Raw genomic sequence first — 25,968 nt, forward strand, 5'->3', positions numbered from 1 at the left:
GCGCCCGTTTTACACCTCAATCGTGCCATCAATCAGGGTGACGGTTTGCCCGCCGATCCAGATTGTCTCACCGGCAAAACGCACCACAATGCGACCGGCACGCTGGATGGCGCTGCCCTGACGCGCGCAGTAATCCTGCCGCTGGCCCTGCGCCGCCAGATAGCGTGCCAGACAGGCGTTGGCGCTGCCGGTGACCGGATCTTCGACCAGGCTACCGTTCTCGACCAGCAGCGCGCGCACCTCGTACTGCGCCTCTGCGTCCTGCGGCAGCGGGCCAAACAGGGCGATGCCGTTCACGCCCGCATGCTGCTGCAGCCGCAGTAAATCGTCCGCCTGGGTGACCACCTCCAGCACCGCCTGCGCGCTGCTCATCGGAATCAACAGCCAGCGAATCCCCATATCCGCCACGGCTGGCGTCTGGCTGAGATCGAACGCGTCACTGTGCAGTGCGCTGCTCATCAGCGCATCGCTGAACGGCGTCAGGCTGGCGTCCGGCGCGGCAAAGGCCAGCGTACCATCAGCGCCAATCTGCACCTCAACCAGGCCCACGCCGCACTCCTGCACGATCTTACCCGCTGTTTTCAGGGGCCAGCCGGCTTCCAGCAAGGCATGCGCGGTGCCAAGCGTGGGGTGTCCGGCAAACGGCAGTTCGCCGCCAGGCGTAAAGATGCGCACACGATAGTCGGCTGTGGCATCCTGTGGGGGCAGCACGAAGGTGGTTTCCGACAGATTGGTCCAGCGTGCGATGGCCGCCAGCTGTGCATCGCTCAGACCCTGGGCATCCATAATCACCGCCAGCGGATTGCCGCTGAACGCGCCTGTGGAGAACACATCCACTTGTTTAAACGCCACCTGCATGTTCGCTCCTTTCCTCATTGAGGTTGTCTGAAATCCGGATTTACATCCTGCTGATTGCTTAAGGCGTCTAACAGGACTATGAATAGATTAACAATTCTGCCAGCGGAGTCCGCTATGTTAAAAATTCTGGGCCGTAACTCGTCAATCAACGTTCGTAAAGTGCTGTGGCTCTGTTCAGAGCTGGATATTGCCTGGGAGCACGAGCCGTGGGGCGAAGACCCGCAGTCGTTGCACTCACCGCAGTTTATGGCGCTCAATCCCAACGCCATGGTGCCGGTGATCATCGAAGATGACTTCGTGATGTGGGAGTCCAACGCGATTCTGCGCTACCTCGCCAACAGCAACGGCGGTGAATGGCTCTACCCGGATAATCCGCGGGCGCGCGCGCCGGTCGATCAGTGGATGGACTGGCAGGCCACCGAGCTCAACACCTCATGGCGCTATGCTTTTATGTCGCTGGTGCGCAATTCGCCAGCCCATCAGGATCCACGCCTGCTGGCTGCCGCCGTCAAAGGCTGGAGCCACACCATGGGTATTCTTAATCAGCAGCTGGAAAAAACCGGGCGCTACGTCGCGGGCCGTAACTTTACCCTGGCCGATATTCCGGTTGGCCTGGCGGTGAACCGCTGGTTTGAAACCCCGCTCGACCATCCGGACTTCCCCGCCGTGCAAACCTATTACGAGCGGCTGACCGAACGCGAGGGTTACACCACCTGGGGCCGCAACGGTAAGCCCTGATCCTGACCCGGCGCGATACCGGTGATTTCACAGGCCAGCGCGCCGGTGCGTTTCAGTGCCCAGGTGTAACGCTCATCAAACGGATAGCAGCAGGAGAGACGCAGCGCATGGCGATAGCGATCGCTCAGCGAATAGAGCGCGCCCGGCGTGACGCAAATCTGCTCCTGCAACAGGCGATGGAACATCTCCACCGTGTCAACCTTGCCCGGCAGCTCGACCCAAAACACAAAGCCGCCGCGCGGCAGGGTAGCGCGCGTGCCCTGCGGGAAGTGACGGGCAATGATGCCGCGCGCCGCATCCAGATTGGCGGCGTAGCGACGCCGCAGCGAACGCAGATGGTGATCATAACCGCCGCTGGCGAGGAATTCGGCCAGCGTTTCGCTCAGCAGTTTTGATTCGGTCATCGACGATACCGCTTTCAGCCGCGCAATCGCCGGGTGGAAGCGGCCGGCAGCCGTCCAGCCCACGCGAAAATCGGGCGCGACGGTTTTGGTGAAGCTGGTGCAGTAAATCACCCAGCCGTCGCGGTCAAAGGCTTTGACCGGTGGCGACAGCGGCCAGTCAAACTGCAACTCGTCATACAGCCCATCTTCCAGCAGCGGAACGTGGTAAGTATTCACTAACTTCGCGAGACGCTTTTTATTTTCCAGCGGCATCACGTAGCCCAGCGGATTCTGCGCGCCCGGCATGGCGATCAGCGCCTGAATGCGCTGCTCCTGCAGCAGCATCTCCAGCGCGTCCAGCGACAGGCCGTTTTGCGGATCGGTGGGGATTTCCAGCGCCTTCAGCCCGAGTGAGGCCAGCAGCGGGAACAAAAAGAAGTAGGTCGGCGATTCCAGCCCGACGCAGTCGCCCGGCTTCGTCACCGCACGCAGCGCCAGCTGCAGCGCTTCCATGCAGCCGTGGGTCAGGGTGATGTCCGCGACAGTGAGATTCAGGCCGGTGTGCAGGCTACGGCGCGCAATCTCCTCCCGTAAGCGCTCACTACCCGGCGGAAGCGCGTAGCGACCAATGATGTCGTTATCGCGGCGAATAAGGGAGGCGGTAATGCGTCCCAGTTTCGCCGCCGGAAACAGCTCACTATCCTGCGGGCAGGCCAGCGAAATATTGGTGTAGTCGGGGTGATTCTGCGCGGCGAACACCTGCTCGATCAGTTCCAGTTTTTGCGTGCTGGGGTCATTAACGCTGGCGCTCATCGGCCTGAGCGGTCGCGTTACCGCGGGCAGCACGCCACGCACGTAGTAGCCCGACTGTGGACGGGCTTCTATCAGGCCGCGATCTTCAAGGATATGCCAGGCACTTAGCACGGTATTGATGCTGACCTGGTGCGACTGCGCCACGCGCCGGATGGCCGGCAGGCGCTTACCCGGCTTCAGCGTGCCCTGATGGATAGATTCGGCAAAGCTGTCCGCCAGCTGCTGGTACAGCGTCTGGCCGGATGAGAGAGGAAGGGACACAAAAGCCTCCGCGCGCGATAGGTACAATTTAAAATTGCCTTAACTGTATCCATCACAATAGTGATTTTGTGTCTCTGTTGCCATTGTAATTTGCGCATTAGCATGGTGTTTCGTTGATTCTCAGGGAAACGTACCATGCTCGATCCATCCTTCTTTAGCTACGTTACGGTGATGTCGATTACACCGGGTCCGAACAATCTGTTACTGGCCACGTCCGGCGTCAATTTTGGCTTCCGGCGCACGCTGCCGATGCTGTTTGGCATCCTGCTCGGCTGTGCGTTACAGATGCTGCTGGCGAGCGTGGCGCTGGAGCTGCTGTTGCACTGGATGGCGTCGGTGCGGTTGCCGCTGACGGTGGTGGGATGCAGCTATCTGCTGTGGCTGTCGTGGAAAATCTTCCGCGCCGGTGCGCCGCAGCTGCGCGAACGTCCGCGTCCGATGACCCTGCTGGGCGGCGTGTGTTTCCAGGCGGTGAATCCCAAAGCCTGGCTGATGGTCACCAACGTGGCGCTGATGTACGCCAACAGCAACGGTGTGCTGGCGGTACTGCTCGGCTTCGCCGCCCTCAACCTGCCGTGCATTTTAATCTGGGCAGCGCTGGGCGATCGGCTGCGCCATCACCTGCAGATTGCGTGGAAACGTCAGGCGTTCAATACGCTAATGGCGCTGTCGCTGGTGGCAACCACCGGCTGGATGCTGTATGACGCGCTGCTATTGAGCTGATGCTACGGCGTTGGATGGCGCGGTAAGCAGGGGCACAATATGGGGGGCTGGTCAGTTAACGAAGCCGTACGACGCACCCTGATGTAGCGGCGCGATTTATCGCGCAATGTGCAATGTATTGTGCCGCTAACAAACGCGCGCTTCCTGGTGAATAAATCCCAGGCTGAACCGTCAGGGATTGCGTCATCCAAAGGGCGACACTGTAATCAAAAAAAGAGGCCGCGATTGCGGCCTCAGTCAGGTCTGTATTTACCGGTGAAGGGACAGGCGTCGCCGCTTATTTGCCCACCACATGGGCGGTTTCACGACCTTCGTCGTTCGCGGCTTCCGGCGTGATGACCGGGGCGTAATCCAGCTGCAGCACGCGACTGGTTTCGGCCAGCACCTTCTCGGTCAGCGCTACGTCGCCGTTCAGCTTGCGGCCCCACGACGGGATTACCGCGCGGATTTTAGTTTGCCACTCTGGCGAGCGCATTTGCTCCGGGAACACTTTCGCCATCAGCTCCAGCATAATCGGTGCTGCGGTGGAGGCGCCCGGTGACGCGCCCAGCAGCGCAGAGATCGAGCCGTCGGCCGAGGTGACCACTTCGGTACCGAGACGCAGCACGCCGCCCTCTTTCTCATCATTTTTGATGATTTGTACGCGCTGACCGGCCGTGACCAGCTTCCAGTCTTCCTGTTTTGCCTGCGGCACATAAGCGCGCAGCGCTTCCATACGATCGTCATCGCTCTGCAGCACCTGATCGACCAGATATTTCACCAGATCGAAGCTTTTCAGCCCAACCTGCATCATCGGCAGCAGGTTACTGCTGTTCATCGCGCCGAACATATCCAGCAGCGAGCCCTGCTTGAGGAATTTGGTGGAGAAGGTCGCAAACGGGCCAAACAGCAGCACCTGCTTGCCATCCAGTACGCGGGTATCAACATGCGGTACCGACATCGGCGGTGCGCCCACGCTGGCTTTGCCGTAAACCTTCGCCATGTGCTGCGCCACTACGTCCGGGTTTTCCGTGACGAGGAACGAGCCGCCCACCGGGAAACCGGCGTAGCCTTTTACTTCCGGGATGCCGGTTTTTTGCAGCAGCGGCAGCGCCGCACCGCCGGCACCGATAAACAGCTGGCGCGCGGTCAGCACACGCGACTCACCGCTGGCGAGGTTGTGCAGGCTTACCTGCCAGCGCCCATCGCTCAGGCGCTTGATATCGCGCACTTCCTGACGCAGACGCAGGCGGAAATTCTCTTTCTTCTCCAGCGCGGCAATCAGCTGGCGCGTCACTTCACCGAAGTTAACGTCGGTGCCCATGTCGGTCCAGGTGGCCGCCACTTTCTGCTTGCGGTCACGCCCGTTCATCACCAGCGGAATCCACTCAGCGATCTGGTCACGATCTTCGGAATAGTTCATGCCGCGGAACAGGGTGCTTTTCTGCAGCGCCTGGAAGCGCTTGCGCAGGAAAGCCACGTTGGCCTCGCCCCAGACAAAACTCATGTGCGGCGTGCTGTGAATAAAGCTTTGTGGATTACTCAGGTTGCCTTTCTGTACGTGATACGCCCAGAACTGGCGGGAAATCTGGAAGGATTCGTTAATCGCCACCGCTTTGGCAATGTCGATGCTGCCATCCGCTCTTTCGGGCGTATAGTTCAGCTCGGCCAGCGCCGCGTGGCCGGTGCCGGCATTGTTCCAGCCATTAGAGGATTCGACCGCGACATCATCCAGCCGCTCGACCATCTCAATCGACCAGTCTGGCTCGAGATCCTGCAGCCAGGTGCCTAAGGTAGCACTCATCACGCCTGCGCCGATCAGCAGGACATCTACGTCTTTTCGTTCCTGAAGGTGTGTGCTTTCCATGCCAGCGGCGGCTAGCGCCAGATTTACCGCAGTGTTGCTCATGAGGCGACATCTCCTCTCTGTTGCCCTGAAGCTCAACAGGTTCGCAGGCGAAACAGCCACGCTTTTTGCAAGCGCGTTGCGCTATTTCTCAAAGGTTAAGACTCAGGTTTAAGCCATAGGTGTGATAACGGTTAACTGCACGTTATGCATATGCATTCGAATATAACATTCTCGTATCGGAATTAAACGTTTGTTTATTTTTTAAATGCAGAAATGATTCAGCATAAGAATTAATCAGCCCGACGGCGCTGTCATAAGGGATTTTTATCCCCTTATCAGGCAGTTATAGTAACGTAGTTGTTGCGACAGTGTGAGGGAAATGGAGAAGGTTGATTTCACAAGGTGAGCTGGATCACAAATTAACGCATTGAAAAAGATAGGTTTTAGCGAAATTGATTTTTTATGCGGATTTTATGTTGCCTGATGTTTCGCCAGGTCGTGTAAAAATAATGTTACATTTGTGTGACTTTTTATTTGGGCACCGTGTCAGGCGCCCGTCAGAAGAAAAATGCATCACGCGCACCGCTCAGCGCAGCTGGAACCAGCGGCGCCAGACGAAGCGGATAATGAAAAACTCAACGGTACCCAGCAGCAAAAACCAGACGCAGAACACCATGGTGTACAGCTGATTCACATCCTGCAGATGCAGAGCCTGCTGCAGCTGTTTTGCCAGCGCCACGCCAAACGAAGGGGCGGGCAGCAGTAGCGCCGAAAGAAAGCCCAGCAGCAGAATGCCGCCCGGGATGATCAGCGTTTCAAATGGGTTTTTCATCGCATCATTCCAAATCAGTTAGCGCGGGCATTAGCGCATAAAACCGCGGCGCGGTGCAATCCCCGCAGCAGCGTACGCTAAGAAATTTCTTCTATTCCATCCACTTAGCTGCAGAAATAGCGGCAGTTAAGAGTTATAGCCTTTGCTATACTTAAACCCATGATTTTGTTGTCTTTTTTTTGGCGGGTTGGCGTGCTAGACTGCGCGCACTTTTTCATTACTGAATCCGATATGCGGACAAAGTGCAGGCTTAATCGTCTTATTTCACCGCATTGACTGAAAACCATGACATTTATCGCAACCCTGATTCTGGCCTTTGGTATGTCGATGGACGCTTTCGCTGCAGCACTGGGCAAAGGCGCGTCGCTGTATCGTCCGGGCTTCAAAGAAGCATTACGCACAGGGCTGATTTTTGGCGTCATTGAAATGCTGACGCCGCTGGTGGGGTGGGCCATCGGGTTGGCTGCCAGCCACTACATTATGGCGTGGGATCACTGGGTGGCATTTGGTCTGCTGGGCATTCTTGGCGGGCGGATGATCATGGAAGGTTTCCGTCAGACGGCCGACGAGCCGTGCGAAGCGCCGCAGCGCCACGGCTTTATGGTACTGGCGCTGACGGCGGTAGCGACCAGCCTTGATGCGCTGGCGGTGGGCGTTGGCCTCGCGTTCCTGCAGGTTAACATTGTGCTCACCGCGCTCACCATCGGTGCGGCCACCACTATCATGGCGACCACCGGTGTGCTGGTCGGCCGCTTTATCGGTCCGGTAATGGGCAAATGGGCGGAAGTGCTGGGCGGCGTGGTACTGATCAGCATTGGCTGCACCATCCTGATTGAGCACTTAGGGCTGTTCCGTTAACGTCTGGCAGCATGGGGTGGGCGCGTTTTTGTGATCTGGTTCAAAAATAATTGCGTGAAAAATGCGCGGGCGTTATAATTTTCGCGTAATTATTCAACAATTTTTGTATCAGGTGCACCATGAAACGTTTTTTCCGCTCCGTGTTTCGCTCTTATGTTGAGACCTTCAAACACGTACCGCCGGGTGCCTTAAACTAAGCGCTCCGCCAGAAACCCTCGATAATCGCGGTCAGGGATCGACCTGTGGTTATCACCCGGCGCCGACCCCCTCTGCGCACCTCTGTCACCAAAACTCACAAACATTAATTACTTTACCCTCAGGTCATACCGCTTTTCCGTCTGGCTTTTGATAACCTGCGCGCAAATTCTCTATAACATTGAGGCCATCATGCAGCTGTGCAGTTTTTCTCTTATTGACCAGGCAAGAAAAAGTTATGGCATCGTGCAACCCGACGGCGTGATCGATCTCGGTACGCGGCTGGGCGACAGCTGTCCGGATTTGAAAACTCTGCTGCAGCGCGGTGGCCTGAGTGACTTGCAGGGATACCTGAGCGAGCCGGTGGACTATGCCTTCAGCGCGATTCGCTTCCTGCCGGTGGTGGAAAACCCGGGCAAAGTCTTCTGCGTTGGCATGAACTATGCCGATAAGCGCCAGGAGTTTGCCGCCACGCTCGACGCGCCGACGCTGTTCGTGCGCTTTGCCGATTCGCTGGCAGCACACGAGCAGCCCCTGCTGAAACCGGCGACCACGGCTGAATTTGATTACGAAGGCGAGCTGGCGGTGATCATCGGCAAGGCGGCTTATCAGGTAAAAGCCGCCGATGCGCTACAGCATGTAGCGGGCTACAGCTGCTTTATGGATGCCACGGTGCGCGACATGCAGTTCACCTGGTTTACCGCAGGCAAAAACTGGCAGCAAACCGGCGGCTTTGGCCCGTGGATGACCACCGCCGACGACATCCCGGACCCGCAGCAGCTGGCGATCAAAACCTGGCTGAATCAGCGTGAAGTGCAGAACGATACCACGGCCAGCATGGTGCATCCGGTGGCGAAGATCATTGAATACATCTCGGCGTTTAGTCCGCTGTCACCGGGCGATGTCATCATCACTGGCTCACCAGGCGGCGTGGGGAAAAAGCGTACGCCACCGCTGTTTATGTTCCCTGGCGATGAGATCGAAGTGGAAATTGAGAAGATTGGTCGTCTGCGCCACCGCATCGTCTGACACATTGCTGCGCGGTGGCGAACGTTGCACGGCCACCGCGCTACCGCTTAAATAAATATTCAACAATACGAAATGTCCCGAATTTATATTTAAATGGCGCAGATTTAGTTATCAGGTTAAATAATTATTGTTAAGTTAATTTTCCTGCGATGTATTGCATAAATATTTTTGTGATCGCTAACTAATTCCCTCGCTTTGCTATAGTTAAAATTAAAAGCAGCGGCGTATTATCGTCCACTGCCGATTCCGGCATGGAAATAAGGGATGATAATGAAAACCATCAGTCGCGAGATCATTAACGATCTCATTGACCGCGTGGGCGGTCGGGAAAATATTCTGTCACTTTCGCACTGTATTACCCGCCTGCGCTTTGTGCTGCAGGATGTCGACAAGGCCGATCCAGAGGCCATCCGCGCCACGCCCGGCGTTAAAGGATGCTTTAATTCTGCCGGACAGTTTCAGGTAATTATTGGAACCGAAGTTGACACTTATTATAAAGCGTTAGTTGAAGCACTAAATATTAGTGAAACCTCTAAGGAGCAGATTAAATCTGCGGCGCGCAGTCAGATGAAATGGCACGAGGCATTATTATCCCATTTTGCTGAGATATTTTTCCCGTTATTACCGGCGTTAATTAGCGGCGGTTTAATTCTCGGTTTCCGTAACGTGCTGGGCGATATTGCCGTGGCGGATGATAAAACCCTGGTGCAGCTCTATCCCGGTGTGAAAGGGTTGTACGATTTCCTCTGGCTGATCGGTGAAGCGATCTTCTTCTATTTGCCGGTGGGGATTTGCTGGTCGGTGGTGCGCAAGCTGGGCGGTACGCCAATCCTGGGGATTGTGCTGGGCATTACGCTGGTTTCACCGCAGCTGATGAATGCGTATCTGATTGGCAGCCAGGTGCCGGAAGTGTGGAACTTCGGCTGGTTCAGCATTGATCGGGTCGGCTATCAGGCGCAGGTGATCCCGGCGCTGCTGGCCGGGCTGGCGCTGGCGAAAATCGAACTGGCGCTAAAACGTATCGTGCCCGCCTATCTGACGCTGGTGGTGGTGCCGGTGTGTGCGCTGCTGCTGTCGGTTTTCCTCGCCCACAGCCTGATTGGCCCGTTTGGCCGTCTGATCGGCGACGGCATCGCCTTTGCGGTGCGTCACCTGATGACCGGCAGCTTCGCGCCGATTGGTGCCGCGCTGTTTGGCTTCCTGTATGCGCCGATGGTGATCACCGGCGTGCATCAGACCACGCTGGCGGTTGATCTGCAGATGATTCAGAGCATGGGCGGCACGCCGGTGTGGCCGCTGATTGCGCTGTCCAATATTGCACAGGGCGCAGCGGTGGTCGGCATCATTATCGCTAACAAAGATCGTGCTGAACGCGACCTCACCGTGCCGGCCGCCATTTCAGCGTGGCTCGGCGTAACGGAGCCGGCGATGTACGGCGTCAACCTCAAGTACCGCTACCCTATGCTGTGCGCCATGATTGGCTCTGCGCTGGCGGCGCTGCTGTGCGGCCTCAACGGCGTGATGGCCAACGGCATCGGCGTGGGCGGCTTGCCGGGCATCCTCTCGATTCAGCCACAGTACTGGACGGTTTACTCGCTGGCGATTCTGGTGGCGATTCTGGTTCCGCTGCTGCTGACCATCATCATCACCAAACGTAAAGCGGCAACCGCCATCATCAGCCAGGCCGAGGTGCAGCATGAACAGGCACGCTGAATATCCCTGGTGGCGCCATGCGGTGATCTACCAAATCTATCCTAAAAGTTTTCAGGACAGCGGGGCGTGCGGCACCGGCGATCTCAACGGCGTGATCCAGCGGCTGGATTATCTGCAGCAGCTGGGCGTCGATGCGCTGTGGCTAACGCCGATCTATGTGTCGCCGCAGATCGATAACGGTTACGACGTGGCGGATTACACCGCCATCGATCCCGCCTACGGCAGCATGGCCGACTTTGACCTCCTGCTGGCGGAGACGCACCGGCGCGGTATGCGCATGGTGCTGGATATGGTGTTTAACCACACCTCGACCGAGCACGACTGGTTTAAGCGTGCCGAAGCCGGTGAGCAGCCGTACGTCGATTTTTATATCTGGCGCGACGGGGTGCCCGGCACGCCACCCAACAACTGGCAGTCTAAGTTTGGCGGCAGCGCCTGGGCGTGGAACGAACGGCGTCAGCAATACTATCTGCACCTGTACGCGCCGGAGCAGGCCGATCTCAACTGGGAAAATCCGGCGGTGCGCGAGGCGTTAAAGCAGGTGTGCCACTTCTGGGCGGATCGAGGCGTTGATGGATTGCGGCTTGATGTGATCAACCTGGTGTCGAAGCACCAGGATTTTAGCGACGATCTGCCCGGCCATGACGGGCGGCGGTTTTACACCGATGGCCCGCGCATCCATGACTACCTGCAGGAGTTCAACCGCGATGTGTTCACGCCGCGCGGGCTGATGACGGTGGGGGAAATGTCCTCGACCACGCTGGCCAACTGCCAGCGCTATGCTTCGCTGGCGCAAAACGAGCTGTCGATGACCTTTAACTTCCACCATCTCAAGGTGGATTATCCCCAGGGCGACAAATGGACGCTGGCGGCACCGGACTTCGTTCAGCTCAAGGCAATTTTTGCGGAGTGGCAGCGCGGGATGCACGACGTGGCGTGGAATGCGCTGTTCTGGTGTAACCACGATCAGCCGCGTATCGTCACGCGCTTTGGCGATGAAGGTGCGCTGCGCATCGCCTCGGCAAAATGCTTTGCGATGTTGCTGCACGGCATGCAGGGCACGCCCTATATCTATCAGGGCGAAGAGCTGGGAATGACCAACCCTCATTTTACCCGCATTGAGCAGTATCAGGACATCGAGAGCCACAACATCCACGCTGCGTGGCTGGCGCAGGGCAAGCCGGAGGCGGCAATCCTGGCGATACTGGCCAGCAAATCGCGCGATAACAGCCGTTCGCCGATGCTGTGGGACAGCAGCGCCAATGCCGGCTTCACGCGGGGTGAGCCGTGGATAGGCGTGGCGGATAACTATACGCTGATCAACGCGGCTAACGCGCTGCTCGACAGCAACTCGGTGTTCTATGGCTACCAAACGCTGATTCGGCTGCGTAAGCGTTACGCTATCTTCACCGAGGGCGATTATCAGGATCTGGCACCGCAAGCGTCACACATCTGGTGTTATCGTCGCAATTCGCCGCGTGAAAGCCTGCTGGTGGTGGCGAACCTGAGTCACAGCGCACAGCCGCTGCTGCTGCCGGAAGTTGAAGGCAACTGGCAGGTGCTGATGAGTAATTACAGTGAGGCATCGCCGCCTGGGGCATTGACGCACCTGCGGCCTTTTGAAGCGGTGTATTACTACCAGTCGTAACGGAGAAAACCGGCGGCGCGTTTCAGCAATGAGCAGAGCGCGCCGCCAGCACTCACTTCAGCGTGCCGCATTCCGCCACGGCGAGATAATCGGTATACAGCTGCGGCGAACCGGAAAAGGACGCCAGCTGCTTCCACTCTTCATACATCTGTTTGGTATCCCGGTGCGCGCGCGCAAAGTCAGCCGCGCTGGCGGTGGCGATATCAGGCTGCGGATAAAACACATTCAGCGCCGCTTCACTCTCAATCTCCATCATCACCACATAGCCGTCCAGCCGGTTGCCGCTGTGGCCTTTCAGCAGATGAAACTTCCAGCCGGGATAATCAACGATACGCGCGGCATTCTGCGCGATGAACTGCTCAAATTCCTGCGGCTGCACGCCCGGTCGCAGCGCCAGATAGTGGGTACCGAGAATGCGCGCGGTGCCGCTGCGGGCATCAAAACGCGGGCCGCCCGGCAGCGTACTGTTAGGATTCTCTGCCAGCAGATCGAAATGGGTGAAAATCGTCGGGCGCCGCGCGAAGGTTGCCAGCTGGCGCCACTCGCTGAGCAGCGCGTCCGCGTCGGGATGCAGATGCCAGAAGTGCTCTGCCTCGGCGGTAAGTTCACCGTCATCCTGCATAAAGCGCGCGCGCTGTGCCGCATCTTTCATTTCAAACAGCATCAGGTATTGATCGACGCGCTCGCCGCGCAGACCGCGAAACAGCGTCCAGCGCCAGCCGGGATAGCAGGGCAGATGCACGCCTTTTTCGCGCACGAAGGTTTCAAACTGTTCAGCGGTGACGCCCGCTTCGGTGTCGATGGCGATATAAAAAAAGCTATAAACAGACTGGGACATAACAGGCTCCAGGCACGCCGTCGCGTGCCGTTGAGAGGTAAGGGCGGTTTAGTCGAACTGGGTATTGATGATGGCTTCTACCAGCACGCGGCCGGTGGGGGTGAGCGTGACGTAGCGGCCATCGCTGTGTACTAACTCGCGCTGCTGCAACTCACGCAGCGCACGGGCGATGGTCGGCTGGGCAAACAGGCTGACGCCAAACTTCTGCTGAAACAGCACATCGTCCAGCGGAATCAGAGTTGACAGCGCCATCTTGCAGCCGTTGATGGCCTGCTGATCCGGCGACATACCGCGCACCGAGGCGATCGGCAGCTCACCGTTATCCAGTGCGCGCTGATAATCGGCGTAGTCGGTCAGGTTAATCAGCTCCGCGCCGGCACATTTGGAGCTGCCGCCAAGGCCAATCGCTACTTCCGGCGCCTGCTGGTCGAGATCGGTAATGATCGCTTTCCACTTCTCCGGCGGTGCGCTGCGATGGTGGAAATACATGGTGGGATGTTCAAGGTAATCGCCATTCAGCCATTGCTCGGCCAGCGCGCGCATCTGATACTGCTGACCCAGACTGGGCATCGCCGCATTCTTACGCTGCCAGGCATTTTCTCCCTCCGCCGACACGCCGGTGCGGCTCTCGGCGAACGGCTTCATGTGCAGCTTGGTGAACACCAGATGCGACAGGTCAAGCGCGCGCGCCTGCTGCAGATCGTCACGCACGTCGTCCACTGTTTGTCCCAGCAGGCCATACATCAGATCGACGCTGACCAGGGCGAAGCCCAGCTCGCGCGCATCACGAATCACCTTGTAGCAGGCATCCGCGCTGTGCAGGCGACCACAGCCTTTGATCAGGCGGTCTGAGAATGACTGCGCGCCAAACGACAGTTTGCTGAAGCCCAGTTCGCGCAGCTGTGCGAGGAATTCGCGCGTCAGCGTGCCGGGCTCGCCTTCGAAGCGCAGCGTGGCCTCGCGGAAGTTGAAATGGTTGCGGTAAAAATCCATTAAGCGCCGCAGCTCATCCGGTGGCAGCAGCGAGGGCGTGCCGCCGAACAGGTTGAACTCACCCACCGGTACTTCACCCAGTGCCGGCAGCTGCGCCAGCCACAGTTTCGCCTCCTGAATGTTGCGATCGACGATATCGCGAAACAGCTCAGGCGCGCGCGGCGACTGCGGATTTACAATCACCGTGGGAAACTGGCAAAAGTGGCACTTGTAGCGGCAGGTAGGGATATACGCCCACAGATGAATTTGCGGCGCATGGCTCAGGCTGTGCTGCATGGCGCGGAAAAAATTCGGCAGCGGAAAATCGTCGATATCACCGGGAAACACATGGCAGCCAAAAGGATCATGCACCACGTATTCCAGCAAATCGGCGTTTTCCGGCCGGCTAAGCACCTCGCATATGGCCGGGCGAGGATAGTGACGATCGATATCCTGCAGGGATTGCAGCCAGGCAGCACGCATCAGAACACCCCGCCGTTTGCAAAGTAGTTATGCGCCTCACCGGATTCGCGATCTTCGCAGTAATACCAGACAAAGCGGGCGAAATCATTTTCCGTCACCTGGGTAAAGCAGGCCGGCAGCGGCGGTGGCTCGCCAATCTCTGCGCCGACGGCACGCCGCAGCGCGGCAAACAGCTCATGGCGGAATTCAAAATAGAGGCGAAACGCCGGGGTTTTGTAGCTGTGAATCGGCAGGAAATCGGTCACGCTCATCTCCAGCATTATGCTGTGAATGCGGTCGAACAGGCGTTCAGCCACCTCTGGCGTGAAGAAATCAATCACCGCGGCATCGTCGCGCAGCAGCGACGGATTCAGCAGCACCGGGAGCACCAGATTTTTTGGCACGTAATCTTTAATCGAGTAGTGCCACGCCTGCTGCGCCTGCTCTGCGCTGACATCGGTGAACGGCGTCAGTGCGGTGAGCGTGGGTCGCACATCTTTCATGATGATGGTGCCGTTATGGCCGTAGGCCACGCCTTCAATCACTTCGTGCAGCAGGTTATCCACCCGGCGGCTGTTGATCTGCACGCGCGAATTGGGCGCATACACCGGTTTGCCGCCGGCCGCGATCACCTTGATGCCAAAATCCCAGTCGTCTGACAGATGTTCAACAAACTCACCGTTTTTCAGCTGGTAAAAAATCTCGATGCCGCCCACTTCATCGTACAGCTGCTTTTCGACGCCAAAGCCTTTGCCGTCCGGAAAGCCGCCAAACAGGGAGAAGGAAGCGTGGCGGCAGCGCAGTGTTTTATCAATCTCCGCATACAGCCGCGGGCGCTCGTGAAAATCCGCGGTTTCGTAGTAGTAGTTACAGGTGCCCAGATCGCCGTTTTGCGCAATCATGGTGCCGACCAGTTCGTCGATCCACAGTGCATCAACGGTGCAGTCCGCATCGGCCGAAAGGATGTAGTGCTTGCGCTGAAAACCGCTGGCCTCGTCGCGCAGACCGGCGCGCTGTGAGGCGAAATCCATGCCTTTTTTCCGCGCCGAAGAGACGCCCTGCACCGTCTCCTGCAACTGATGAATCGTCAGCTGCGGATGCTGCGCGGCAAAGGCTTCAATCAGCGCGACCGAATTATCGGTGGAATTATTATCCACCATGATCACTTCCAGATTATCAAAATTAAACAATCCGCCAGGTGAACGCTGCTGCAATATTGATTCCAGCACCGCGTTAATACGTGCTGCCTCGTTATAAACCGGCAGCACGACAGAAATAAAACAACGGTTATCCATAGTCACTCCTTAACTACACATTAAATATCTGCCGGAAGATGTGATCCGACAGCAGGGATTTTCCTTTCTGATAATTGCGCGTGGCGATGGCGTCGCGGCGTGCGTCATCCTGTAATAAGGCACTGACGCGCTGAATAAAATCGGCATCCGGCAGGCCATCATGGCTGGCGGAAATCGCCATCAGTTCGCCTTCAAAACCGTACTGGCCATACACCTCGTGATAATATTCATAGCGGGTGGCGATATAACAGCGCTGATGGCTGATCGCCTCGCCAATCGGATTACCGTAGCTGTCGTAATCCCATGCGGTTAAAAACGACACCACATCGCAGGCGTGATAAAGATCCTGAATGGTGGTGGCCTGTGGATTACGCTCCATAAAGTCGTGATTTAACGCGCCAAAAAAGATGACGTAACGCTCCAGCTGGAACCGGCTGATTAATTCCTTTAATGCGTGATAATGCACGCTGTCTTCCAGCGGATCGCCAGCGACCATTAAATAAACGCGCTGTGGCTGATGCTGCGCGATAAGTTCACTGTTCAGCGCATGCAACAGGTGAATATCCCGATCGAGTCGCTTAGCCGGAATAATTCGCGTGGTGCGGGCAATCACCTTGTCCTGCGCCAGCAACCCAAACTGGCGGCGTAAATCTTTGCGCGGATGGCTCGGGTCAAAGGGATAGGTATTACGCATCACCTCGATTTCGACCTGATGTTCGCACCAGGCCGCCAGCTGTGAGGCCAGTGCCTGGTTCAGCGTGACGTAGGTGATATGCGGCGAGGGCTGTGGCCTGACGGCATGTGGCCAGGGCGCGCTGCCGTAACGCGATGAGGTGGATTCGCTGTTCCACATCAGGTCGTGGTCGCGCCACAACACAAACCGGCCGAGCTGTTTTGCGGCGCCGTATTGCGCAATCGCCAGATAGAGCGCGCGGGTAAAAATAATATTATCCGGCAGCGTCCCGTTCTCAATGATTAAATAATTGATATCCAGCGCCTGCCATTTTGCGCACAGCGCGTTTGCCACCGCCTGTGCCATCTTTTCCGTCTGCTGCAACAGAGTTTTTTCTGCGGCGGCATCCAGCGTCTGGCTATGGTTAATCAGCACGTCATGAATATATTGCAGAAAGGCCGGGTTATAACCTTCTACCTGACGAATTTCATCGTGCCGGACTAATGTAAAATGATGCTTTAGCGAATTGATTTCATTTTCGGAATAGGGGCGTCCGAAGTTTCCCTTATCAATTTTTATGTCGTAGCCGATATCAAGAAAGGAGGTGATTCCCTGCTCGCGTAAACGAACGGCAATTTTAGTGGCTTCTACTGTAATACCCGATAATGCCACGGCATCAAAAGAGATAAAAAGGGCCTTGCGTTGTAAATCCATTTGGTCACCACGCTCATACCTGAACATTAATAGTGACTGAACAGTAAGTTAAATTATGCGGCCAAACTTTGATCCAATCCACAAAAGTTTACTGTAGCTAATTAATTCACCTTCGTTAATGCATTAATGGATAATAATGCACTGAGGATGGTGACTTATAATATTCGTCTTTGAGTTTTGTCTTAAAATAATAACTATTACCGGTGTGTTTAGCGGTATATTTTCCTTATTTGGGGCTTAATAGTGCTGGATAGTAATTGCCATCATGCAGTTTAATTTATCTGATCAGATCCAGAATCAGGCGATAACGCGGCGGCTGGAATAGGTGTGGCGGGCGGATGAAGAAAGGGTGCGCATAACCTGCGCACCCGGAGAAGAGCATTAAGCAGAAACCCTGGTGTTACACCCCATCGGTGATCGGTTTTCTGACCAGCAGCAGGTAAGCCAGCGCGCCGACCACCGTGACGCCCGCACATATCATCAGCGCGAGGCTGAACGATTTGGTGGTATCCAGCACCCAGCCGGTAATTACTGGCGCAAAAGAGGCGAAAACGAAGCTGGCAAAGTTCTGGATACTGCCCACTGACGCCGTCATGCGCGCCGTGACGTTAGCGTGGATCAGGCCCCAGCATGAGGTACCGGCAAAGTGAATGCAGAACAGCGCCATACCAATCAGCGTCACCGCGCTGGTGGTGTCGGTGGCGCGCGTCACGAAGGTGGTAAAGGCCGCGGAGAGCAGCATGCCGCTGACAATCGACACCTTGCGCACTTTCACCGCGTCAAAACCGCGACGCACCAGTGCATCCACCACGTAACCGTTGAGCAGCATGCCTGCCGCGCCGAACAGGAAAGGAATGGCGGCCAGCAGGCCAGTGCTTTTCAGATCCAGATGATAGGTCGACTGCAGATAGCCCGGCAGCCAGGCGATGTACAGCCACGCGGTATAGTTGATGCCGCTGAAGCCAATCATCATGCCCCACATGGTGCGCTGCTTAAACAGCCCCCGCCATTCGGCGAAACTCAGCGGCTCTTTGCGTGATGCCACGCTGCCCGCCTGCAGATAGTGAATCTCTTCGCCGCTCAGTTTGTTGTTATCCCGGTCGCGATAGGTGAGATACCAGCCAATGGCGAGAAACATGCCCAGCACGCCGATGGTGACAAACATGCCGCGCCAGCCCATCACCAGCATCATCGCCGCCAGAATCGGCGGTGCCACCGAGAGACCAATCATCGACGCCGCGTTAAACATCCCCATCGGCATACCGCGATCTTTGATGTTGAACCAGTCGTTGATCACCTTCACGCCGCACGGGTTCATCGGCGCTTCACCAATGCCCAGCCCGATGCGCACCAGCACAAATTGCGTGAAGTTATGCACCAGCCCGGCCGCCGCCTGAAACAGTGACCAGAAAAACATGCCGATGGCCAGCATAATGCGCGGGCCTTTGCGATCGAGCAGCGCGCCGCACGGCAGCTGGGCTAAACCGTAGGCCAGCGAAAACGCCGACAGCAGCACGCCAATCTCGGTGGCCGATAAGCCCAGCTCCTCGCGGATGGTCATGTTGGCCACCGACAGCGAGCTGCGGTCAAGGTAGTTGATGATGGCGGCGAACAGCAGCAACAGCATGGCGGTGATTTGAATCTTACGGATGCGCGGAGAGCGCACCACATCGGCGCGCGCCGGTACATAATCCTGCCCGGCGTGCTCGGGTGCTGGCGCGGTGGTGCCGCCGCGCGTTGATGTATTTTCCATTGCAACCTCCCAGGTTCGGGTACTTATCGTTATCAGTCTTGGGGTTCCTGCGGCAGCGAAACGGGCTGCCCTAAGGGGCTGCCTTCGAGACTAGAAGTAAACCGCGGGAGATGTTGCAAACATGTTTCTGATTCGTGCGGGCGCTTATGCTTTGTGGTTTTTAATCGGTTTTTAATTGTACTGCCGGATAGAGCGGATCATCGAGTGTTTGGCGGTTCTGAGATGCGCATGCAGCGCACACAGCGCGTCCACATCCTGGCGGCTGATGAGCGCGGTAAGAATCGCCATATGCTCCTCCAGCGCGACAATGTTGCGTTGTTTCAGGTCGCTTTCATCCCATTGATAATGCGAGTGAAAAATCACAGAGATAATTTCCAGTGACTGATTGAAAAACGGGTTGTTGGCGGCGGAGAGAATCAGCGTATGCATCTCTTTATCCAGCGCGGCAAACTGGCGGTAGTTGCTGGCGATGGTGTCGCGCAGCGCGCGATGGCGATCCAGCAGATCACGCGCCTGCACCCAGCGTTCATCACCGGCGGCGAGGTTAAGAAAGCGGGTCAGCGCGTGCGTTTCCAGCATTTCGCGCAGTTCAAACAGCTTTTCGGCGTACTCCTGATCGAATTTCTTCATCCGCCAGTGGCCGCGCTTAACCGGTTCCAGCAGGTTATAGCGCATAAAACGCAGCAGAAACTCGCGCACCACCACTGGACTGACCCGCACCTGCTGCGCCAGCTGCAGTTCGGTAAAACTGTCGCCTGGCATCAGCAAGCGCTGGTTAATCAGGTTAAAAAACGCCTGCTCAAACTGCACCGCCTGTTGGTCGATCGGTGGGCTGAGTACGCTAAACCCATCCTCCTCGCAGGGATCGCGCACGATCACGTAGGTCTCAGCCACTTTTTCCAGCACGCCGCGCTGATGCAGATGCTGCAGCGTGTGCCGCACCGTGGTGCGGCTGATATTAAACATCTCGGCCAGCGCTGCCTGCGGGGGCAGCGGCGAGCGCACATGGCGGCGGGCAATGGCTTCCAGCATTTGATTGATGACGTTCTGGCGCAGATTCTGACTTCGGCTCATACGGCCCTCCGGTTTTTTATGCATTAAAAACCACGCAAAGCCCAAAAAAATCGCGCTGCCTCACACTTCGTACAGCGCAACCTCCCGCCGCGGTCGATTTTCGCCATAACTGCGTGAACAGCCCAGGAGGAAACGATGACGAACATGAAAACGCTGGTGGTCGCCGAACCGCGCAGCATGGTGTGGCAGCAGCGCAGCGTACCGACGCCTGCCGCGCACGAGGTCCTGATTAAACCGATTGCCGCCGGCATTTGCGGCACCGATATTCACGCCTGGGGCGGCAATCAGCCGTTTTTCTCCTATCCGCGCGTGCTCGGTCATGAGCTGTGCGGTGAAGTGGTGGCGCTGGGCGCGGCGGCGCAGGGTTTTCAGCCAGGGCAGCGCGTGGCGCTGATTCCTTACGTGGCCTGTCAGCGTTGCGACGCCTGCTTAAGCGGCAAAACCAACTGCTGTGAACAGATTTCAGTGATTGGCGTGCATCAGGATGGGGGTTTTTGCGAGTTTCTCAGCGTGCCGGACACTAATTTGCTGGCGGTTGACGATGTGGCGCCCGAAGCAGCGGCACTGATCGAGCCCTTTGCCATCAGCGCCCATGCGGTGCGACGCGCGGCGCTGGTCGCCGATGAGCAGGTGCTGGTGGTCGGAGCCGGACCGATTGGCCTGGGCGTCGCGGCGATTGCCGCCGCAGCCGGTGCACAGGTGGTGGTGGCCGATACCAGCGCTCAGCGGCGCGCGCACGTTGCGCAGCAGTTGCAGCTGGCGACGATCGATCCGCTGGCCGATGATTTTATCGCCGCGCTGCGCGCAGAGTTTGGCGGGCGGCTGGCCGCTAAAGTGATTGACGCCACCGGCAGTCCGGCGGCGATGAACAGCGCCGTGCAGCTGATTCGTCACGGCGGCACCATCGTGTTTGTCGGCCTGCACAAAGGCGATCTGGTGATCCCCGACACCGAGTTTCACAAAAAGGAGACCACGCTGCTGGGCAGCCGCAACGCCACGCGGGAAGACTTCGACAAAGTGCGCGCCCTGATGGCCAGCGGTCAGCTGCGAGCCGATATGATGCTCAACCGCCATTACGACTTCTCGACGCTGGCCGAGACTTTTGAGCCCGGGGTGATCAACAACCCTGAGCTGATCAAAGGCGTCATCCATTTCGCCCGCTAGAGAGAGTGTCAGGCGCGCAGCGTGGCAAAAAAATGTTGCCGTACCGCCTCGGCGTCGACGCCCAGACACAACCGCTGGGCGCGCAGGCCGGCGAATGGATCGTCGCGCGAGGTGAGGGTGCTCACGCGCTGCAGCGTCTGGCCGCGGCTGATGCCTTCGGTCACCACGCGCACCGGCGCTGTCGTCACGCTGAACGCCTGCGGCAGCGCCAGCCACGACAGCGTCAGGGTATCGTGCAGCGCCATGCCATCAAACCCCTCTTTTTGCAGGCTGTAAGCCAGATAAGGCCGGCAGATGGCACTTAACACCGGCTGATTCAGCTGGCGCACTTCCTCTCCGCTGATCAGCACCTTGTGCGTCACATCCAGCGGCAGCATTACCACCGGCAGCGCCGAGGCCAGCACCTGATCGGCGGCATGCGCATCTTTCCAGATATTGAACTCGGCGAACGGCGTCACGTTGCCGGCGTGGCCGTCGGTGCCAAACGCACCGCCCATGATCACCAGCTCTTTCACCAGCGGAATGATGTCTGGTGCCTGGTTGATGGCGCAGGCGATGTTGGTCAGCGGCCCGATTGCCACCAGGGTAATCGCGTGCGGCTGCGCGCGTACGCTATCAATGATGAACTGCACCGCGCTGTCGGCGACATCGCTATACGGGTTATCGAAGGCATCGCCGAGACCGTCTGCACCGTGCAGGGTGGCCGGTGCGGAAGGGGCCAGCGCCAGCGGACGCGAACAACCGCGATACACCGGCGCGCTGATGTTCATCTTTGCACAGAACAGCCGGGCGTTTTTTACCGCCTGGCCAACCGCGACATTACCAAACACCGTAGTGATGCCCAGCAGCCGCTGCGTGCGCGCCGCATACGCCAGCGCAAAGGCGTCATCCACGCCGATATCAGTATCAAAAATCAGGGTACGCATCGGAATCTCCTTGCTGATGATGTCTGCCACGGTAAAACATAATCGTTCCCGACGATACGGAGACGGCAGGTGAATATTGTCACCTCCGCCGCGCCAGCGTATTATCGTGCCTCTGAGGTGATGGCGTGCCACCTTATCCAACCGCCCTCTGGTTACAGACGGCTGATGACGCCTGACAACTTGCTTATCCCTGCGCGGGAGACGGCGGTGTGTCAGGTGTAGTTTCTGTCCTGCCGCGGCCCTGCGCGTATCTCAATTCAGGAGCTCCAGACTATGCTGAAGTCGCTGTTCGCGGTCATGATCGGTGGTGCCATCGGTTGCACGCTGCGCTGGCTTATCTCTTTGCGTTTCAATACGTTATTCCCCAATCTGCCGCCAGGTACGCTGATCGTTAATCTGGTCGGTGGCTTTATTATTGGCGCGGCGATGGCGTGGTTTGTGCGCAATCCGCACATCGATCCCGTATGGAAACTGCTGATCGTCACCGGCCTGTGCGGCGGGCTGACGACGTTTTCGACCTTCTCGGCCGAGATCGTGGTGTTGCTACAATCAGGAAAATACCTGTGGGCAATGTCGAGCGTGATGGTGCATGTCATCGGTTCATTGCTGATGACCTTTGCCGGTTTTGCCGTGGTGAACCTGCTGGGCTAAACGACACGCTTGAAATCACCCTTAAGAGGGGGATACTGATCAGGATGCTGTGCGGGTGGCGCACAGCCTCTGTCACCGCTTTATCCGGACGATTAAGGAGCTGTTGATGTCTGCAAACCCGAAATTCCTTAACCTGGTGCTGTTAAACGGTGAATCGGCGCATAAGCTGCAGGCGGCGCGTGCCGCCGGGTTCGATCAGGTTGAAATGTGGCGGGAAGAGGTTACTGAGCACACGGCGGCGCTGGCCGCGCAGCTAAACCTGGGCTTTACCAATCTGCAGGTGCTGCGTGACTTTACCGGCGCGCCGGACAGCGAACGGCTGCAAAAGCGCGCCGAACTGCGTGATTTCATTCGCGTCGCGCAATCGCTGGGCTGCGATACCATTCAGGCGCCGGCAACCACGCGCGAAGACTGCGTTGCGGAGCGCATTGATGAAGATCTGCGCTGGCTGGCCTCGGAAGCCGCGCGCTATAACATGCGCATCATGTATGAACCGATGGCGTGGTGCAGCGTCGACAATACGCTGCCGCTGGCGTGGCAGCGTTTGCAGCGGCTGGATCAGCCCAATATCGGGCTGGTGGTCGATCTGTTCCACATCTGCGCACGCGGTGGCGATGCCTCTCAGCTCGACGGCATTCCGGCCGACCGCATTTATGAAGTGCAGCTGTGCGATATGGCGCAGATGCCACCGCAGGAAAAGCAGGCGCTGAGCGACTATGCGCGCCATCAGCGCTTACTGCCCGGCGACGGCATCATTGAAGTGGAACGCTTTGTCGATAAGCTGAAAAGCGCAGGCTATCGCGGTCCGGTGGGCATCGAAGTGTTTAACGATCGCCTCAAAGCACAGCCGCCGGAAGCGGCCGCGCGTCAGGCCTGGCAGGCGCTGCAGCGCTACTGGCCTTAATCCTGCAGGCACTGGGCGATGTAGGCCGCTGCCTGCATCGCGCCGTGGCTGGAAATGGTGTGACCGGTGGCGGGTTCATACTGTGCGGTGACCGCGACGCCCGCGCTCTGCAGGCGCTGCGCGGCGGAGACGGTTTCGCTGAACGGGATGACCTCATCGGCTTTGCCGTGAATCAGCAACGCGGAGGCATGCGGCGGCGGCGTGAGCGCCTCGTCAAAGGCCAGGCGACCGGAGAAGGCCACCACACCAGCCAGCGGATAGCGTCCGGAGGCCAGCGCATCCAGCGCCATGATCGAGCCCTGCGAGAATCCCACCAGAATCACCTTTTGCCACGCGCCGGCCATCGCGTGCTGCGCCATCAGCTGCTGCAGCGTGGCGTCAAAGGCGTCGCGCGCAGCCCGTACGCGTGCCGGACGGTTTTCCGGCGTGATGCCGGTCAGGCTGAACCACTGATAGCCCATGGCGTGCTCAAAGGGAAAGGGCGCATCGGGCGCGGCAAATGCCACGTCGGGCAGCAGCGCTGACCAGTGTTGCCCCAGCACCGCCAAATCCGCGCCATTACTGCCGACGCCATGTAAAAACACCACTAACGCTTTTGCCATTGCCCTGCTCCTTAAAAACCGTAGTCCGCCAAATCCGGTCCCGCCGGCACGATGCCGTTGGGATTCAGCGCTTTAATCGAATAATAGCCCTGTTTGATGTGGTCGATGTTCACCGTTTGCCGCACGCCGGAGACCGCCAGCACACTCTTCAGATAACGATCGAGCAGCGGGTAATCGCGCAGGCGGCGCAGGTTGCATTTGAACAGGCCGTGATAGGCGACGTCAAAGCGTATCAGGGTCACGAACAGGCGGATATCGGCTTCGGTCAGTCGTTCACCCAGCAGAAAAGTGCGGCCATCTTTCAGCCGTTGCTCCAGCTCATCCAGCTGCTCAAACACCTCATTAAACGCCTGCTGATAGCTCACCTGGGTGGTAGCGAAACCGGTACGATAAACGCCGTTATTGAGACGCGGATAGATCGTTGCGTTCAGCGCGTCGATCTCCGGGCGCAGATCCTCAGGGTAGAGATCGAGCCGGTTGTCAGCCAGATCGCCAAAGCCGCTGTTGAACATGCGCAGAATATCCGCCGACTCATTGTTAACAATGGTCTGGGTTTTTTTATCCCACAGCACCGGCACGGTGGCGCGCCCGGTAAAGTCGGCGTCGGCGCGGGTATACAGCTGGTGGAGATACTCAGCGTTGTTCAGCGGGTCGCGATCGGCACCGGGATAATCGCCGAAGCGCCAGCCCTGCGCGCCAAGCTGCGGCTCAACCACCGACACGCTGACAATCTGCTCCAGCCCTTTCAGGCTGCGCGCAATGAGCGTGCGCGAGGCCCACGGGCAGATCAGCGCGACGTACAGATGATAGCGATCCGGCTCGGCGGCAAATTCGCTGCTGCCATCGGCGCTAATCCAGTGACGAAAGCTGGAAGTCTGGCGTACAAAGCCACCCTGTTTATCGGTGGCCTGAACCGGATGCCACTCTGCGCTCCACTTACCGTTTACCAACATCGCTCTGCTCCTCTGAAGTGATGTCAGCAGCTTACCGTGCTGTCGTTATGCTGATAATCCGGGCAAAACGGCTTTGATTGTTTCCATAATGGAAGGAATCAGCCGGGCGGATGCAGGCGGAAGTGCTCGGCCAGAAAGTCGATCAGCAGGCGGGTTTTCTGCGCCAGATGGCGCGCGGGCGGATACAGGGCAAACAGGCCCATGGCTGGCGGCGCAAAGTCCTCCAGCAGCGTGACGATTTCGCCCCGCTGCAGCGCCGGTGCAGCGATAAAACCGGGCAGACGCGCAATGCCGAGGCCGGCCAGCGCCGCCTGCAGGCAGGCTTCGGTATTGGAGAAGCACAGGCGGCCGCGAATCGGCATGCTGACGCTGTCGCCGCACGGCGTGACGAACGGCCAGTGCCACGGATCGCGAAAGTTGGTATCGCTGATGCACTGATGCGTCGCCAGGTCGCGCCAGTGCTGCGGCGTGCCGTGTTGCAGCAGATAGCCGGGCGCGGCGGCGAGGCGAATTGGCACCTCGCCCAGACGGCGCGCAATCAGGCTGCTGTCGTCCAGCTTGCCGATGCGGATCGCCATATCGAAGCCTTCATCGACGATATTCACGGCGCGGTCGGAGAAGTTGACGTCCAGCTCAATCAGCGGATAGTGACGCGCGAACGCCACCAGCACGCTGGCCAGCACCGCGGTACCGAAGGTGCCGGGTGCGCTGATCTTCAGGCGGCCGGTAGGAGAGCGGGCATTCTCCTGCACCGTGGCATCCAGCGCGTCGAACGCCTCCAGCAGGGTTTTCACCCGCTCATAATAGGCGCGGCCGATCTCGGTGGGCGACAGCGCCCGTGTGCTGCGCTTGAACAGCTGCACGCCAAGCTGCTGCTCCAGACGCGACACCAGCTTTGACGCCTGGCCGCTGCTGGTGCCGAGTCGGGCGGCGGCTCCGGAAAAGCTGCCGACTTCGAGTACGGCGACAAACATGCGATCACAATCAAGACGATCCATGGCATTTCCTGCAAGGGAAAAGGGTGAGTATACACAGGCGAAGTGAAAAATCGTGGCACGGGCCGCGACAGCAATGTACGCAGCATGGCGCAACGACCCGCTTTACATTC

At 58.1% G+C, this 25,968-nt stretch carries 24 protein-coding genes and 1 riboswitch; of the genes, 10 read left to right on the plus strand and 14 right to left on the minus strand.

Going from position 1 to position 25,968, the window contains the following annotated elements:
• Positions 1-9 precede the first annotated feature (9 nt).
• The gene (locus CBW22_RS09225; RefSeq protein WP_088516509.1) at positions 10-858 is read right to left on the minus strand and encodes a PhzF family phenazine biosynthesis protein; all 849 of its coding nucleotides are present in this window, start codon (positions 856-858) and stop codon (positions 10-12) included.
• A 114-nt stretch (positions 859-972) separates the two neighbouring features.
• Here CBW22_RS09225 and CBW22_RS09230 point away from each other — a divergent pair, with 114 nt between their 5' ends.
• Positions 973-1,596 (plus strand): glutathione S-transferase family protein, encoded by a 624-nt coding sequence (locus CBW22_RS09230; RefSeq protein ID WP_058780243.1) that lies wholly within the window; start codon positions 973-975, stop codon positions 1,594-1,596.
• On the opposite strand, the gene CBW22_RS09235 is transcribed toward CBW22_RS09230, so the two are convergent.
• On the minus strand, positions 1,563-3,053 hold the full coding sequence (locus tag CBW22_RS09235; protein WP_058775178.1) for an aminotransferase-like domain-containing protein: 1,491 nt from the start codon (positions 3,051-3,053) through the stop codon (positions 1,563-1,565). The two genes, CBW22_RS09230 and CBW22_RS09235, sit on opposite strands and share 34 nt — an antisense overlap.
• Positions 3,054-3,188: 135 nt before the next feature.
• Here CBW22_RS09235 and CBW22_RS09240 point away from each other — a divergent pair, with 135 nt between their 5' ends.
• Positions 3,189-3,776, plus strand: a complete 588-nt coding sequence (locus tag CBW22_RS09240; protein ID WP_058759374.1) for a LysE family translocator — start codon at positions 3,189-3,191, stop codon at positions 3,774-3,776.
• 277 nt (positions 3,777-4,053) lie between these two features.
• On the opposite strand, the gene mqo is transcribed toward CBW22_RS09240, so the two are convergent.
• Both mqo and CBW22_RS09250 read right to left on the minus strand, forming a co-directional pair.
• Positions 4,054-5,664, minus strand: a complete 1,611-nt coding sequence (gene mqo / locus CBW22_RS09245) for a malate dehydrogenase (quinone) (RefSeq protein ID WP_021507903.1) — start codon at positions 5,662-5,664, stop codon at positions 4,054-4,056.
• 526 nt (positions 5,665-6,190) lie between these two features.
• The gene (locus CBW22_RS09250; protein WP_010615729.1) at positions 6,191-6,436 is read right to left on the minus strand and encodes a DUF1158 domain-containing protein; all 246 of its coding nucleotides are present in this window, start codon (positions 6,434-6,436) and stop codon (positions 6,191-6,193) included.
• 285 nt (positions 6,437-6,721) lie between these two features.
• On the opposite strand from CBW22_RS09250, the gene mntP reads away from it, so the two are divergent.
• The 5 genes from mntP to treC all read left to right on the plus strand — a co-directional run bounded on the left by mntP (position 6,722) and on the right by treC (position 11,879).
• Positions 6,722-7,294: a manganese efflux pump MntP gene (gene mntP / locus CBW22_RS09255; protein WP_021507902.1), complete on the plus strand. Its 573-nt coding sequence runs from the start codon at positions 6,722-6,724 to the stop codon at positions 7,292-7,294.
• A 119-nt stretch (positions 7,295-7,413) separates the two neighbouring features.
• Positions 7,414-7,491, plus strand: a complete 78-nt coding sequence (azuC, locus tag CBW22_RS26925) for a stress response protein AzuC (protein WP_125310475.1) — start codon at positions 7,414-7,416, stop codon at positions 7,489-7,491.
• A 190-nt stretch (positions 7,492-7,681) separates the two neighbouring features.
• On the plus strand, positions 7,682-8,518 hold the full coding sequence (locus tag CBW22_RS09260) for a fumarylacetoacetate hydrolase family protein (protein ID WP_088516510.1): 837 nt from the start codon (positions 7,682-7,684) through the stop codon (positions 8,516-8,518).
• 270 nt (positions 8,519-8,788) lie between these two features.
• Positions 8,789-10,231 carry a PTS trehalose transporter subunit IIBC gene (treB, locus tag CBW22_RS09265; protein WP_058770908.1) on the plus strand — a complete coding sequence of 481 codons (1,443 nt, stop codon included), beginning with the start codon at positions 8,789-8,791 and terminating at the stop codon, positions 10,229-10,231.
• Positions 10,215-11,879: an alpha,alpha-phosphotrehalase gene (gene treC, locus CBW22_RS09270; protein WP_088516511.1), complete on the plus strand. Its 1,665-nt coding sequence runs from the start codon at positions 10,215-10,217 to the stop codon at positions 11,877-11,879. The genes treB and treC overlap by 17 nt, the downstream gene beginning before the upstream one ends.
• A gap of 52 nt (positions 11,880-11,931) precedes the next feature.
• Here treC and CBW22_RS09275 read toward each other — a convergent pair whose 3' ends face one another.
• The 6 genes from CBW22_RS09275 to CBW22_RS09300 form a co-directional block, all read right to left on the minus strand.
• Entirely contained in the window at positions 11,932-12,717 is a 786-nt protein-coding gene (locus CBW22_RS09275) for a hypothetical protein (RefSeq protein ID WP_088516512.1), read from the minus strand.
• A gap of 48 nt (positions 12,718-12,765) precedes the next feature.
• Positions 12,766-14,172, minus strand: coding sequence for a radical SAM protein (locus tag CBW22_RS09280; protein WP_088516513.1), 1,407 nt, complete (start codon positions 14,170-14,172; stop codon positions 12,766-12,768).
• Positions 14,172-15,446: a glycosyltransferase gene (locus tag CBW22_RS26480; RefSeq protein WP_088516514.1), complete on the minus strand. Its 1,275-nt coding sequence runs from the start codon at positions 15,444-15,446 to the stop codon at positions 14,172-14,174. The genes CBW22_RS09280 and CBW22_RS26480 overlap by 1 nt, the downstream gene beginning before the upstream one ends.
• A gap of 13 nt (positions 15,447-15,459) precedes the next feature.
• On the minus strand, positions 15,460-16,833 hold the full coding sequence (locus CBW22_RS26485; protein WP_088516515.1) for a glycosyltransferase: 1,374 nt from the start codon (positions 16,831-16,833) through the stop codon (positions 15,460-15,462).
• A gap of 400 nt (positions 16,834-17,233) precedes the next feature.
• Entirely contained in the window at positions 17,234-18,586 is a 1,353-nt protein-coding gene (locus CBW22_RS09295; protein WP_021507894.1) for an MFS transporter, read from the minus strand.
• Positions 18,587-18,757: 171 nt separating this feature from the next.
• Positions 18,758-19,660 carry a GntR family transcriptional regulator gene (locus CBW22_RS09300; protein WP_021507893.1) on the minus strand — a complete coding sequence of 301 codons (903 nt, stop codon included), beginning with the start codon at positions 19,658-19,660 and terminating at the stop codon, positions 18,758-18,760.
• 135 nt (positions 19,661-19,795) lie between these two features.
• Between CBW22_RS09300 and CBW22_RS09305 the strand changes: the two genes are divergently transcribed.
• Positions 19,796-20,824 carry a zinc-binding alcohol dehydrogenase family protein gene (locus CBW22_RS09305; RefSeq protein ID WP_088516516.1) on the plus strand — a complete coding sequence of 343 codons (1,029 nt, stop codon included), beginning with the start codon at positions 19,796-19,798 and terminating at the stop codon, positions 20,822-20,824.
• 8 nt (positions 20,825-20,832) lie between these two features.
• On the opposite strand, the gene CBW22_RS09310 is transcribed toward CBW22_RS09305, so the two are convergent.
• Positions 20,833-21,750: a nucleoside hydrolase gene (locus CBW22_RS09310; RefSeq protein WP_088516517.1), complete on the minus strand. Its 918-nt coding sequence runs from the start codon at positions 21,748-21,750 to the stop codon at positions 20,833-20,835.
• Positions 21,751-21,857: 107 nt separating this feature from the next.
• Positions 21,858-21,932: riboswitch (Fluoride riboswitch) on the plus strand.
• A 91-nt stretch (positions 21,933-22,023) separates the two neighbouring features.
• On the opposite strand from CBW22_RS09310, the gene crcB reads away from it, so the two are divergent.
• Positions 22,024-22,401, plus strand: a complete 378-nt coding sequence (gene crcB, locus CBW22_RS09315) for a fluoride efflux transporter CrcB (RefSeq protein WP_021507890.1) — start codon at positions 22,024-22,026, stop codon at positions 22,399-22,401.
• Positions 22,402-22,507: 106 nt separating this feature from the next.
• The gene (locus CBW22_RS09320) at positions 22,508-23,305 is read left to right on the plus strand and encodes a sugar phosphate isomerase/epimerase family protein (RefSeq protein WP_058775150.1); all 798 of its coding nucleotides are present in this window, start codon (positions 22,508-22,510) and stop codon (positions 23,303-23,305) included.
• Here CBW22_RS09320 and CBW22_RS09325 read toward each other — a convergent pair.
• From CBW22_RS09325 to CBW22_RS09335, 3 genes are all read right to left on the minus strand, one after another.
• The gene (locus CBW22_RS09325) at positions 23,302-23,907 is read right to left on the minus strand and encodes an alpha/beta hydrolase (protein WP_058770918.1); all 606 of its coding nucleotides are present in this window, start codon (positions 23,905-23,907) and stop codon (positions 23,302-23,304) included. The two genes, CBW22_RS09320 and CBW22_RS09325, sit on opposite strands and share 4 nt — an antisense overlap.
• A gap of 11 nt (positions 23,908-23,918) precedes the next feature.
• Positions 23,919-24,860 (minus strand): glutathione S-transferase family protein, encoded by a 942-nt coding sequence (locus CBW22_RS09330; RefSeq protein ID WP_058759362.1) that lies wholly within the window; start codon positions 24,858-24,860, stop codon positions 23,919-23,921.
• 98 nt (positions 24,861-24,958) lie between these two features.
• Positions 24,959-25,858, minus strand: a complete 900-nt coding sequence (locus CBW22_RS09335) for a LysR family transcriptional regulator (protein WP_088516518.1) — start codon at positions 25,856-25,858, stop codon at positions 24,959-24,961.
• Positions 25,859-25,968: the final 110 nt, after the last annotated feature.

Origin of the sequence: Pantoea sp. VS1 (assembly GCF_002207995.1) — a bacterium.
Lineage (GTDB): Bacteria > Pseudomonadota > Gammaproteobacteria > Enterobacterales > Enterobacteriaceae > Pantoea > Pantoea dispersa.

Coding starts and splice junctions, on each gene's coding strand:
- CBW22_RS09225 (WP_088516509.1), bottom strand. CDS start 858: ATGCAGGTGGCGTTTAAACAAGTGGATGTGTTCTCCACAGGCGCGTTC.
- CBW22_RS09230 (WP_058780243.1), top strand. CDS start 973: ATGTTAAAAATTCTGGGCCGTAACTCGTCAATCAACGTTCGTAAAGTG.
- CBW22_RS09240 (WP_058759374.1), top strand. CDS start 3,189: ATGCTCGATCCATCCTTCTTTAGCTACGTTACGGTGATGTCGATTACA.
- mqo (WP_021507903.1), bottom strand. CDS start 5,664: ATGAGCAACACTGCGGTAAATCTGGCGCTAGCCGCCGCTGGCATGGAA.
- CBW22_RS09250 (WP_010615729.1), bottom strand. CDS start 6,436: ATGAAAAACCCATTTGAAACGCTGATCATCCCGGGCGGCATTCTGCTG.
- mntP (WP_021507902.1), top strand. CDS start 6,722: ATGACATTTATCGCAACCCTGATTCTGGCCTTTGGTATGTCGATGGAC.
- azuC (WP_125310475.1), top strand. CDS start 7,414: ATGAAACGTTTTTTCCGCTCCGTGTTTCGCTCTTATGTTGAGACCTTC.
- CBW22_RS09260 (WP_088516510.1), top strand. CDS start 7,682: ATGCAGCTGTGCAGTTTTTCTCTTATTGACCAGGCAAGAAAAAGTTAT.
- treB (WP_058770908.1), top strand. CDS start 8,789: ATGAAAACCATCAGTCGCGAGATCATTAACGATCTCATTGACCGCGTG.
- treC (WP_088516511.1), top strand. CDS start 10,215: ATGAACAGGCACGCTGAATATCCCTGGTGGCGCCATGCGGTGATCTAC.
- CBW22_RS09275 (WP_088516512.1), bottom strand. CDS start 12,717: ATGTCCCAGTCTGTTTATAGCTTTTTTTATATCGCCATCGACACCGAA.
- CBW22_RS09280 (WP_088516513.1), bottom strand. CDS start 14,172: ATGCGTGCTGCCTGGCTGCAATCCCTGCAGGATATCGATCGTCACTAT.
- CBW22_RS26480 (WP_088516514.1), bottom strand. CDS start 15,446: ATGGATAACCGTTGTTTTATTTCTGTCGTGCTGCCGGTTTATAACGAG.
- CBW22_RS26485 (WP_088516515.1), bottom strand. CDS start 16,833: ATGGATTTACAACGCAAGGCCCTTTTTATCTCTTTTGATGCCGTGGCA.
- CBW22_RS09295 (WP_021507894.1), bottom strand. CDS start 18,586: ATGGAAAATACATCAACGCGCGGCGGCACCACCGCGCCAGCACCCGAG.
- CBW22_RS09300 (WP_021507893.1), bottom strand. CDS start 19,660: ATGAGCCGAAGTCAGAATCTGCGCCAGAACGTCATCAATCAAATGCTG.
- CBW22_RS09305 (WP_088516516.1), top strand. CDS start 19,796: ATGACGAACATGAAAACGCTGGTGGTCGCCGAACCGCGCAGCATGGTG.
- CBW22_RS09310 (WP_088516517.1), bottom strand. CDS start 21,750: ATGCGTACCCTGATTTTTGATACTGATATCGGCGTGGATGACGCCTTT.
- crcB (WP_021507890.1), top strand. CDS start 22,024: ATGCTGAAGTCGCTGTTCGCGGTCATGATCGGTGGTGCCATCGGTTGC.
- CBW22_RS09320 (WP_058775150.1), top strand. CDS start 22,508: ATGTCTGCAAACCCGAAATTCCTTAACCTGGTGCTGTTAAACGGTGAA.
- CBW22_RS09325 (WP_058770918.1), bottom strand. CDS start 23,907: ATGGCAAAAGCGTTAGTGGTGTTTTTACATGGCGTCGGCAGTAATGGC.
- CBW22_RS09330 (WP_058759362.1), bottom strand. CDS start 24,860: ATGTTGGTAAACGGTAAGTGGAGCGCAGAGTGGCATCCGGTTCAGGCC.
- CBW22_RS09335 (WP_088516518.1), bottom strand. CDS start 25,858: ATGGATCGTCTTGATTGTGATCGCATGTTTGTCGCCGTACTCGAAGTC.